The following is a 10,323-nucleotide window of genomic DNA, read 5'->3' as shown; positions in this document are numbered from 1 at the left end:
CAGCAGGGTGCGGCGGGCCTGGGCGGGGACGACGCCGAGGAGCCTGCGCGCCACCTCGCGGGCCTGGCCTGAGACGGGCAGCGGATCCGCGTGGTGGGCGCCGCCGTCGCGGGTCCCGGCGGCTTCGGCGAGCGAGTGGCCGAGGGCCAGGGCCAGGCGCGGGTTGCCGCCGCTGGCCTGGTGGATCCGGCCGGCGAGGCGGGCCGGCAGGCCGCGCCGGACCAGCAGTTCGGCGATCTCGTCGGTGCCGAGCGGGGGCACCCGCAGGTGGGGGGCGCCGGGACCGCAGAGCGGTTCGGCGAGGGGGGCTCCGCCCTGGACGCACTCGGCGGCGAGGACCCGTACGCGCGGCGGGGTGAGGCGCAGCGCGAACCGGAGCAGGTCGGTGCTCTCGGCGTCGAGCCACTGGGCGTTGTCGAGCGCGAGGAGGACCGGGCCGCGGGCGGCGAGGGTCCGCAGCACCTCGACGACGGCGAGGCGCAGGGCGACGTGGTCGCGGCCGGCGCGGGGTGCGTCGGTCTCCCGCCGCAGGAGGGCGATGGCGGTGCGCTGGGGTCCGGAGAGCTGCTCGAGGGCGGCGGCGGGGACGGAGGCGAGGAGGGCGGCGGCGGAGGCCTCGGGTATCCACCGGTCGGTGGCCTCGGGGGCGAGGCGGAGCACGGTTTCGTGGCGGAGCGCGGCGGCCTCGGTGAGGGCTCGCACCACCTCGGTCTTGCCTGCGCCGGCGGGTCCGGTGAGCAGGGCGCGTCCGTGCGCGGTCAGCGCGCGGTCCACGGCCTTGATCAGTTCACCGTGTCCGACGGTCGTGTCAGCGTGCCCCGTCGCCGCCACCACGCACAGCCACCAGCCTCTCGGGTCCCCGTCTCTGTGCCCTTCCTGTGAGACGCGACAATACGAGGTCGGATGCCCGGCGGGCCCGGATTGTGACGCAGAATTCAGCCAGGTGACAGGAAAACCCGCCGGACCTGCCGATACGAGGTGTATCAGCGGGCCCGGCGGGCTGCTTGGTCCGTACTATCGCCCCGTCAGGGCGGTTGGAGCCTTGTGGGGTTCCGGCTCTAGAAGCCGAGGCTCCAGGAGTCGATCTTGCCGGTGTCGCCGCCGGCGTTGTCGTTGACGCGCAGCTTCCAGGTGCCGTTCGCGACCTCGGAGGAGGCGTTGACGGTGAAGGTCTGGTTGATGTTGTCGGTGCCGCCGCCGGCACGGTTGTGGACCGTGTAGACGGTGCCGTCGGGGGCGACCAGGTCGACCTTGAGGTCACCGATGTAGGTGTGGACGATGTTCACGCCGACCTTGAGGGCGGTCGGGGCGTTGCCCGTGACTCCGGTGACGGTGATCGGGCTCTCCACCGTGGTGTTGTCGCCGATGGCGAAGTCCGCGGTGTTCTCGAAGGACGGCGTGGTCGGCGTGGAGGTCACGGCGGTCACCGTCGCGGCCGCGTCGGCGAGACCGGAGCCGCAGCCGCCGGTGCAGGTTCCGGCCAGCGGGCGGGCGTTCGCCTTGATGGCGGCCTCGATCTGCGCCGGGCTCAGCGCGGGCTTCGCGGCGACGAGGAGCGCGGCGAGGCCGGCGACGTGCGGGGCGGCCATGCTGGTGCCCTGGTAGGGCTTGTAGATCTCGGCGCCGGGGGTGGTGGTGCCGGCGTTCAGCGTGGAGAGGATGCCGTTCTCCGGGGTGGTGACGGTGCCCGGCGTGTCGGTGGCGCGACGGGTCTCGCCGCCCGGGGCGGCGACGTCGATGATGGCGCCGAAGTTGGAGTAGAAGGAGCGGTCGCCGGTGCGGTTGCTCGCGGCGACGTTGATCACGTTGTTGCAGCTGGCGGGCGAGAAGCCGGCCGCGTCGGAGTTGCTGTTGCCGGCGGCCACGACGACGGTCGTGCCGCGGCCGACGGCCGCGTTGATGGCGTTCTGGTAGGTGGCGGTGCAGGCACCGGAGCCACCGAGGCTCATGTTGATGACCTTGGCGGGGGTGGCGTTCGCCGGGACGCCCGCGACGGTGCCGCCGGACGCCCAGGTGATGGCGTCGACGATGTCCGAGGTGGCGCCACCGCACTTGCCGAGCACGCGGACGGGCTGGATCTTCGCGTTGTACGCGATGCCCGCGACGCCCTTGGCGTTGTTGGTGGCCGCGGCGATGGTGCCCGCGACGTGGGTGCCGTGCCAGGAGGAGTTGCTGGCGGTGGAGCCGGTGCCGCACTCTCCGGCGGCGCTCCAGTCACCCTGGTCGGCCGGGTTGTTGTCGCGGCCGTTGCCGTCGCGGGCGGCGGTGGAGGAGGAGATGAAGTCGTAGCCGGCGACGATGTTCGCGGCCACGTCGGAGTGGGCGACGTAGCCGGTGTCGATCACGGCGACGGTGACGCCGGAGCCGGTGGACTTGTCCCAGGCGGCCTGGACGTTCATGCCGGCGGTGGGCTCGAAGAGGTCCCACTGCTTGGCGTACTCGGTGTCGTCGGGAGCCGTGGCCAGGGGGTACGCGCGGGAGTCCGGCTCGACGTAGGCGACGTCGGGGTCGGCGCGGAACTGGTCCATGACGGCGGCCGCGTCCGCGGGAGCGGCGGCGCCGCCGAGGCTGACGAGGGCGGCGCCGGTGCCGAGGCGGCGCTCGAACTTCGCCTTCTTCGAGGCCTTCTTGCCCTTGGCGGTCGCGTCGGCGGCGGCCGCGGTGTTGGAGCCGGCCTCGGCGGCGGAGGACTTGTACCCGACGATGAGGTTCTCGACGGGGGCGGCCCCGACGGGAGCGACCGGGGCGATGGACGTCTGCGCGGTGCCGGGGACGGGCTCCGCGGTGGACAGCGCCATCGAGGTGGTGGCGGATCCGGCGAGCAGGGTGACGGACATCGCCACCACGGATATGAGCCTGCGTCTGGATGCGTGCACGGTGTTCCCTTTCGCGGGCCGCCGCGGCCGGCGGGCCGCGGCGACCGGTTGGTGCAGTGTGGGAGGTGTACCGGCGGCCGCGGGACCGGAACGGGCTTGGTCGAACCCGCCCGGCCACCGCTGCTCACCACGCTGTCCCCCGCGACGTCGGGGTGGGACAGCGGCAGTTCCCGGCGACGTTCCGACCGCACGCCTTCGCACCATGTGGGGTGGGCACGGGGGCGGTTGGGACGGGGAGGATCGCCGGTGGCCAGACAGTAGGCAACGCGGAGGTGAACTCGATACGGGGAAAACCCTTGTCCGGCCCCTCCCGGACCCCCCGGCGGGTTGAGCTTGCGGAAATTACGGCCAGCTGGTCCCGTCCGGCTCGGTCCACTTCTCGGGCAGCGGGGGCGACATCCGGGTCCAGGGACATGCTGGACGCCACGCCGGACGTGACGCAGGTCACGTGAACCGGGGCCGGTCGGGCCGCGTGTTCCGACGGCACCACGCAACCGAGGAAGACGGAGAGGGTGAGATGGCCGGACCACTGTGGCCCCGCACTCGGCGGGGTTCTACCGACGAAGCGCTGATCAAGTCGGTGTACGAGGAGCACGGCCACGCGCTGCTCGCGTACGCCACCCGCCTGACGGGAGACCGGGCCGCGGCCGAGGACATCGTCCAGGAGACCCTGATCAGGGCCTGGCGGCACTCCGAGGTACTGGTCAACGGGAAGGGTTCGGTACGCGGCTGGCTGCTGACGGTCGCCCGCAACATCATCACCGACCGCTACCGGGCCAAGGCGGCGCGGCCGCCGGAGGTCTCCGGCTCCCCGGCCCGCCCCCCGGTGGAGGCGGACCACGCCGACGCGGTGGTGGACACGATGACAGTGCTGGGCGCCCTCGACCGGCTCTCGCCGGAACACCGGGACGTGCTGACGGAGCTGTACTACCGCCAGCTCAGCGTCGCCGAGGCCGCCGACACCCTCGGCATCCCGGCGGGCACGGTGAAATCGCGCTCGCACTACGCGCTGAAGGCGCTCAGAGAAGTCTTCGGCGAAGGCAAACGAACGGGCAGGCCCTCCCAGCAGCCCGGCGGACTGCAGGAGGTGGTGGCATGAACCGGGAGCGGCACGAGGAGGAACTGCTGGGCCCGTACGTTCTCGGCGTCCTGGACGCCGCTGAGGTCCGGCGGGTCGAGGAGCACGTGCACGGCTGCGTGCAGTGCCGTCAGGAGGTGACCGCGTTGCGCGAGATGGAAGCGGCGCTGGGCGAGGTGCCGGCCGAGGCGTTCCTCGACGGGCCGCCCCAGGGCGGAGACCTGCTGCTCCAGCGCACGCTGCGGCAGATGCGCCAGGAGGCGGCCGGGGAGCGCCGGCGCCGGACGGCGTTCACGGCACTGGCCGTGGCGGCCTCGCTGACCGTCGTCTTCTGGGCCGGTACCCAGCTGGGCGGCGGCGCGGGCAACGAGGCCCTCTCGCCGCGGCCGGCGCCGACGGTCTCGGCGCAGCCCTCCCCGCCGGCCGCGGGGATCGTGGTGGCCTCCGCGACGGATCCGGCTTCGGGCGCGCGGATGACCGTACGGGTGACGCCGGCGGCGAAGTGGGTACGGGTGAACGCGGCGGTCACGGGGATCCCGGCGGGCCAGCGCTGCCGCATCGTCGTGGTCTCCCGGGACGGTACGCGGACCACGGCGGGCGGCTGGGTGGTGGGCACCGCGGAGCACGGAGAGGGCAAGGGAGCGGCGCTGGACGGCTCGGCGGCGGTGGATCCGGCGAACGTCAAGGCGGTCCTGGTGGAGAACGAGTCGGGCCGGACCTTCGTCTCCGTGCCGATGCCCGCGTAGGGCGCGCCGGCGCACCTCCGGACCGCTCGGCCGGCGGGCCGGAACGTGACGGAGCCCGGGAGCATGTCCAGCTCCCGGGCTCCAGCTTGCCACCCATTTGCGCACACCGGCGGCGTTTAAGAGCCGCGGATCATTTTGAGATCGACGTGTTCTGCCTTTGAACTACAGCGCCACGAGAGAGGCGCCGGGGGGACTTGAACCCCCATCCGTCGATGTTCGCCCGCGCTCGGTCGATCCGGTGTTCGGCGGCGAATACTGAGACTGGAGCGAGAATCTGAGATTGACGGGGCCGCCTCTGCCGGGCTTGGGCCACCCCCGCACGTGTGCGGGGAGGGGGATTCGAACCCCCAACTGACACCCCTATATCAGCTTCAACATCAGTTTCAGCTTGCGCTCATCGCGCACCCCCCGCTCGCGACGGAGGGCGAATGTGGGACTACCTGAAGAGGTAGCCGAATACCGCGTCGCCGACCCGTTGGTCGGTGACCTCGGTGTTGTTCGCCTCCTCGCGGGCGAACTTGACGGCCTGCTGGAGCTTCTCGACCCGGTCGAGGAGCTCGTTGACCCGCCGGGCGGGCAGGGCGCCGGAGAACTTCACGGTGGTCCAGTAGCCGACCGGCACGTCCTCGTAGTACACCTCGACCTGCGCCGGGTGCTTCTCCGTGGCCTCGGCCTTCACGTGGTTGCGCGGAACCTTCTTCGTGCGGATGGTCCGTACCGGCTCCGTCTTCCAGGAGTCCGTAGAGGGGTCCAGGTTCCACGACTCGGAGGCGTCGAGCACCGGAAGCTTGCGCACGAAGGTGTGCAGGTCGGTGAGCTGCTTCTCCAGGAACAGCAGGTACGGAACCGGCACCTGGGAGAGCAGGACCGTGCCGTCGACCACCACGTCGGCGACCGCGGAGCGGTTCGCCCAGTCCTTCGTCGCCGTCACGTCGAAGAGCCGCGTCAGCGTTCCGGCGGTCGCCCGCAGCGCGTCCTCGGCCTTGATCTGCACGCGCGTGGACTCGGGGGGCAGCTGCTCGCCCTCCTCGTCCTTGGGCTGGTAGGTCCGGGAGATCCCGGCCAGCAGGGCGGGCTTCTGCACGTCCTGGTGAGCCTGGGTGAGCTCCTGGAGGGCCTTGGACTTGACGCCCTTTTCGACTGCGATGATCTGATTCAGCTTCGGCACACGGTGAACCTAACAACCCGCCCCCGTATGCACATCCGATTTACCGGACGGGCGGGCGCGGGGGCGGGGCCGGGCAGGGCGTCAGGAGGACGTCAGACGTCAGGACGTCAGGACAGGCGGACCGGGAGGTCGAAGAGGTCGTTCTGGGTGAGGATCGGCTTGTTGCGGAGCTCGGACGGGGCGACGGCCAGGGTGAGGTCGGGGAAGCGGGCGTAGAGGGCCGGGAGGGCGACCAGGGCCTCCAGGCGGGAGAGGGCGGCGCCCGGGCAGACGTGGGGGCCGTGGCCGAAGGAGATGTGCCGGTTCGGCGTGCGGGTGACCTCGAACTCGCCCGCCGTCTCGCCGAACTGGGCCTCGTCGCGGCCGATGGCCCCGAAGGAGACGATCAGGCCGGCGCCCTTGGGCAGGATACGGTCGCCGACCTCGACGTCCTCGGCGGCGAAACGGATCAGCACGTGCGAAGTCGGCGTGGACCAGCGCAGCGTCTCCTCGATGACGTTCTCCCAGGGGACCTCGCCCTTGAGCACGAGGGCGCGCTGCTCGGGGTGGGTCTCCAGGGCGACGACCGCGTTGACGATCAGGCTGATCGTGGTCTCGTGGCCCGCGGCGACCATCAGCTGCAGGGTGTTGGTGATCTCCTCGGTGGTGAGGTGGTCACCGTCCTCGGAGGCCTCGATGAGGGCGCTGGTGAGGTCGTCGCCCGGGTTCTCGCGCTTGGACTCGACGATGCGGCCGAAGAGCGCGCCGAGGTCCGCCATCATCTGGGGAACTTCCTCGGGCAGCGTCTGGGTGGAGAAGAACTTCTCGAACAGGGCCTTGAGGCGGGGGTGTTCCTCGGCCTCCACGCCCATCAGGTCGCTGATGACGTTCATCGGCAGCGGGTAGGCGAACTGCGCCTTCAGGTCGACGCTCTCGCCGGCCGGCACCGCCGCGAGCTGGTCCAGCATGCCGGTGGTCAGCGCCTCGATTCCGGCGCGCAGCTTCTCCACCCGGCGCACGGTCAGGGCCTGCGCGACGAGGGTGCGCAGTCGTCGGTGCTCGTCGCCGTCCACGGTCAGCATCGAGCGGCCGGGGTTGGCGAGGCCGATCAGCGGCCAGTCCAGGGGGATCTCGCCGCGCTGCCAGGCACCCCACACGTTGATGTCCTTGACGATGCGCGGGTCGGTGAGGAGCTTGCGAGCCTCGGCGTGGTGCGTGACGGCGTACACGGCGACGTCCCCGGGCAGGACCACCTGGACCAGCGGGCCCGCGGCGCGCAGGGCGGCGCTCTCGGCGTCGAGGTCGGTGACGAAGGGGTCCAGGGTGATGGGCGCGGGGCCGGTGTGGTCGATCGGGCACGTCATCGGATGGCTCCAAGGGCGGGGGTGGGGGTGTAGGTGACGGGGAGTTCGGTGAGACCGCGCAGCCAGGGAGAGGGACGGCGGGCCAGGTCGGAGGCCGGCACGGCGAGGTCTACGTCGGGCAGCCGGTCGAGGAGCACCTCGATGCCCGTACGTGCGATGACCTCGGCGACCTCCTGGGCGGGGAAGGGGCAGCGGTGTTCGCCGTGACCGAAGGAGAAGAAGGCGTTGTTGCCGCCGGTGAGGGCGCCGGCGTCGGTGCGTACGTGCGGGTCGCCGTTGGCGGCGGCGAGACCGAGGAGGACGAGGTCGCCGCGTCCGATGCGCTGTCCGCCGAGGTTGGTGTCGCGGGAGGTCCAGCGGCCGGCCACGTTCTGGGTGGGGGTGTCCTCCCAGAGGACCTCGTTCATGGCCTCGCCGACGCTGTGCCGGCCGCCCGCGAGGGAGGCGGCGAAGCGGTCGTCGGTGAGCATGAGGCGCAGTGAGTTGCCGATCCAGTCGGCGGTGGGCTGGTGGCCCGCGGCCATCATCACCATGAGGTCCTGCGCGACCTCCTCCACGCTGAAGCCGGCCTGGTTGGCGACCATCCGGGAGGCGACGTCGGGGCCGGGCTCGGCCAGTTTGGCGGCGAGCAGCGCGAACATCGACTCGGCGAGGTGGCGCTGGCCGTCCAGGGCGCCCTCCCGCCCGTTGATCATGTCGTTCATGGCGGTGACGAGCCCGGGGCCCTGGGCGTCGGAGAATCCGTAGATGCGGGCGAGGACCCGCAGCGGAAGCAGCATCGCGTACTCGCCGACGATGTCGCAGGCGCCCTTGCCGCAGAGCTCGTCGATGAGCTCGTCGGCGAACCGCTCGGCGTGGCCCTTGAGTTCGAAGGGGTCCACGGATTCGAGGGCGTCGCCGATGACGGCGGCCCGCTCGCGGTGGCGCTCGCCGACGGTGTAGAGGATCGACGGCTGCTTGCGGCCGATCATCGGGAGCAGCGGCCAGTCGGCGGGGATGCGGTCCCACTGGTTCCACAGGTCGGAGTCGCGGGAGAAGAGGACCGGGTCGCTGGTGACTTGGTGCAGTTCGCGGTAGCCGAGGACCAGCCAGGCCGGTACGTCTCCGTCGAGGACGACCGGGGCGACGGCGCCGTGGTCGCGGCGCATCTCCCGGTACAGCTCTGCGGGGTCGGTCTGGAACCGGGGGCCGCCGAGGTAGACGGGCTGGTGCTCGGAGGCGGCGGGGCAGGTCACGGGGTGGGCTCCGGGGTCTGGGACAGGGGGCTCGGCTGAGGGCTCGGCCGGGTGCTCGGCTGGAGGCTCGGCCGGGTGCTCGACAGCGCGGCCTGCTGGAGGTGCTGGACGAGGGAGATCAGGACGTGCTTGCTGGAATCGCGGGAGCGGGCGTCGCAGAACACGAGCGGGACCGTGGCCGGCAGGTCGAGGGCCGCGCGAATCTGCTCCGGGGTGTGTTCGGGGCCGCCGAAGTCGTTGCAGGCCACGACGAAGGGCGTGCCGTGGTGCTCCAGCCGGTCGATGGCGTACCAGGAGTCGGCGAGGCGCCGGGTGTCGACGAGGACGACCGCGCCGAGGGTGCCGGAGAAGAGCCGGTCCCACAGGAACCAGAACCGTTCCTGGCCGGGGGCCCCGAAGAGGTAGAGCACGTTGTGGGCGTCGAGGGTGATACGCCCGAAGTCGAAGGCCACGGTGGTGGCGTTCTTGCCGGCGATCCCGGCGATCCCGTCGACGTCGTCGACGGCCTCGCCGGCCTTGGTCATGGTCTCTTCGGTGTTCAGCGGGCGGATCTCGCTGACGGAGCGGACCAGGGTGGTCTTGCCGACGCCGAACCCGCCCACGATGACGATCTTCAGACCGTTGTCGGCGGTGCTGCGCAGGGCCGGACGGGGCTGCCGCGGTTCGACCGCCGCCGAGGGGACGGCGGCGGGAACGATCACGTCAGAGGTTGCGGAGTCCAACGAGCACCTGCTCCAGGATGTCGGGGTCGGGAAGGAGGTACGTGGAACGCGGGTGGCGGGCGCTGATCCGTCCGGTGCCGAGCAGGTCGGCCAGCAGGATCCGTACGATCGACACCGGCAGCCCGAGCTCGGCCGCGATCTCCACGACCGCCGTCGGGTACTGGCACATCCGCAGGATCGCCGCGTGCTCGGACTGCATGCCGGGCACCGGATCGCATTCGGAGACGATCAGGGTGACGAGGTCGAAGACGTCCGAGCCGGAGCGGCTGCGGCCACCGGTGAGGGTGTAGAGCCGGTCCGGGGAGTCGTCCCGGCCCGGCCTGGGCCGGCTCACCCCCGGGGCCTGGCGATGAGGTGTTCGCCGAGCTGCTCGACCAGTTCGGACATGTTGTGGCCGACGAGGCCCGCGTCGGCGTCCTCGGTGGCGACGAGCGCGAGGTGCGCACCCTCGCCGGCCTCGACGATGAACAGGATCCCGCCGTAGAACTCGGTCATGGCGGAGCGGACGCCGCCGGTGCCGTCGCCGAACTCGATGGACGCGCCGTGGGACAGGCTCTGGATCCCGGCGGCGATCGCGGCGAGCTGGTCGGCCTGGTCGACGGAGAGCTCGGGCGTGCGGCACAGCTTGAGGCCGTCGCGTGAGAGCACGAGCGCGTGGCGGGCGCCCGGTGTGCGCTCCAGGAGGCCTTCCAGGAGCCAGTTGAGCGTCTCGTCGGTGGTGGAGCCGGTCATGATCGCGTATTGCCTTCCAGGTCTGTGGTCTGCGCGGGCTGCTGCTCTTCGCCGGGTCCGGCGCCGCCGCCGGGGATTGCGGCGGCCCCGCCGGGAGTTCCGGCGGCGCGGACGGCCTGGCGGAAGCTGCCGAAGCGGGCGGCCGACCGGGACGCCCCGGTGGGTGCGGCCGTCCTACGGGTTTCCGCGCCGGCGGCGTCCGGTCCTTCGGGGTGGGCCGCGGCCAGGGTCCGGCCGCGGCGGCGCTGGGGCAGGCCGCTGTCGCCGAAGTGCGGGTGCTCCCCCGTGGATTCGGCTTCGTCGGTACCGTCGGCGCCGGAGCCGTGGACGGCTTCGGGCTCGGGCTGGGGCTCGGCGGGCGGAGCGGGCACGACGGGCGCGGGCGCGAGGGACGCCGGGCCGGCCTCCCCGGCGGGTACGGCC

General features: G+C 72.1%; 10 protein-coding genes and 1 pseudogene. 2 read left to right on the top strand and 9 right to left on the bottom strand.

Annotated elements, in window-relative coordinates:
• Together J7E97_RS35315 and J7E97_RS35310 are read right to left on the bottom strand one after the other, a co-directional pair.
• Positions 1-834: ATP-binding protein (locus tag J7E97_RS35315; RefSeq protein ID WP_215035748.1), on the bottom strand; the 834-nt coding region annotated here is incomplete at its 3' end.
• 224 nt (positions 835-1,058) lie between these two features.
• Complete coding sequence (locus J7E97_RS35310; protein WP_215035753.1) at positions 1,059-2,837, bottom strand: S8 family serine peptidase; 1,779 nt, start codon at positions 2,835-2,837, stop codon at positions 1,059-1,061.
• A 556-nt stretch (positions 2,838-3,393) separates the two neighbouring features.
• On the opposite strand from J7E97_RS35310, the gene J7E97_RS35305 reads away from it, so the two are divergent.
• Positions 3,394-3,975 (top strand): sigma-70 family RNA polymerase sigma factor, encoded by a 582-nt coding sequence (locus tag J7E97_RS35305; RefSeq protein WP_215035746.1) that lies wholly within the window; start codon positions 3,394-3,396, stop codon positions 3,973-3,975.
• A complete protein-coding gene (locus tag J7E97_RS35300) occupies positions 3,972-4,700 on the top strand; it encodes a zf-HC2 domain-containing protein (protein WP_215035744.1) in 729 nt (242 codons plus the stop codon). Before J7E97_RS35305 ends, J7E97_RS35300 begins: the two co-directional genes overlap by 4 nt.
• Before the next feature lie 436 nt (positions 4,701-5,136).
• Here J7E97_RS35300 and J7E97_RS35295 read toward each other — a convergent pair whose 3' ends face one another.
• From J7E97_RS35295 to J7E97_RS35265, 7 genes and pseudogenes are all read right to left on the bottom strand, one after another.
• Positions 5,137-5,868: a hypothetical protein gene (locus tag J7E97_RS35295; RefSeq protein ID WP_215035742.1), complete on the bottom strand. Its 732-nt coding sequence runs from the start codon at positions 5,866-5,868 to the stop codon at positions 5,137-5,139.
• 107 nt (positions 5,869-5,975) lie between these two features.
• On the bottom strand, positions 5,976-7,211 hold the full coding sequence (locus J7E97_RS35290) for a cytochrome P450 (protein WP_215035740.1): 1,236 nt from the start codon (positions 7,209-7,211) through the stop codon (positions 5,976-5,978).
• Positions 7,208-8,446 (bottom strand): cytochrome P450, encoded by a 1,239-nt coding sequence (locus J7E97_RS35285; protein ID WP_215035738.1) that lies wholly within the window; start codon positions 8,444-8,446, stop codon positions 7,208-7,210. Before J7E97_RS35285 ends, J7E97_RS35290 begins: the two co-directional genes overlap by 4 nt.
• Complete coding sequence (locus J7E97_RS35280) at positions 8,443-9,168, bottom strand: ATP/GTP-binding protein (protein ID WP_374224311.1); 726 nt, start codon at positions 9,166-9,168, stop codon at positions 8,443-8,445. The genes J7E97_RS35285 and J7E97_RS35280 overlap by 4 nt, the downstream gene beginning before the upstream one ends.
• A complete protein-coding gene (locus J7E97_RS35275; protein ID WP_215035736.1) occupies positions 9,149-9,502 on the bottom strand; it encodes a DUF742 domain-containing protein in 354 nt (117 codons plus the stop codon). Before J7E97_RS35275 ends, J7E97_RS35280 begins: the two co-directional genes overlap by 20 nt.
• The gene (locus J7E97_RS35270) at positions 9,499-9,900 is read right to left on the bottom strand and encodes a roadblock/LC7 domain-containing protein (RefSeq protein WP_215035734.1); all 402 of its coding nucleotides are present in this window, start codon (positions 9,898-9,900) and stop codon (positions 9,499-9,501) included. Before J7E97_RS35270 ends, J7E97_RS35275 begins: the two co-directional genes overlap by 4 nt.
• Positions 9,897-10,323: pseudogene (locus tag J7E97_RS35265) on the bottom strand (hypothetical protein); the annotation flags it as partial. The pseudogene J7E97_RS35265 and the gene J7E97_RS35270, both read right to left, overlap by 4 nt.

Source organism: Streptomyces sp. ISL-66 (genome assembly GCF_018614135.1).
GTDB lineage: Bacteria > Actinomycetota > Actinomycetes > Streptomycetales > Streptomycetaceae > Streptomyces.
This window is presented reverse-complemented; position numbering and strand designations above follow the sequence as displayed.

What these genes read in the sequence shown, in the direction of transcription:
- J7E97_RS35310 (WP_215035753.1), bottom strand. Translation starts at nt 2,837, where the DNA reads ATGTCCGTCACCCTGCTCGCCGGATCCGCCACCACCTCGATGGCGCTG.
- J7E97_RS35305 (WP_215035746.1), top strand. Translation starts at nt 3,394, where the DNA reads ATGGCCGGACCACTGTGGCCCCGCACTCGGCGGGGTTCTACCGACGAA.
- J7E97_RS35300 (WP_215035744.1), top strand. Translation starts at nt 3,972, where the DNA reads ATGAACCGGGAGCGGCACGAGGAGGAACTGCTGGGCCCGTACGTTCTC.
- J7E97_RS35290 (WP_215035740.1), bottom strand. Translation starts at nt 7,211, where the DNA reads ATGACGTGCCCGATCGACCACACCGGCCCCGCGCCCATCACCCTGGAC.
- J7E97_RS35270 (WP_215035734.1), bottom strand. Translation starts at nt 9,900, where the DNA reads ATGACCGGCTCCACCACCGACGAGACGCTCAACTGGCTCCTGGAAGGC.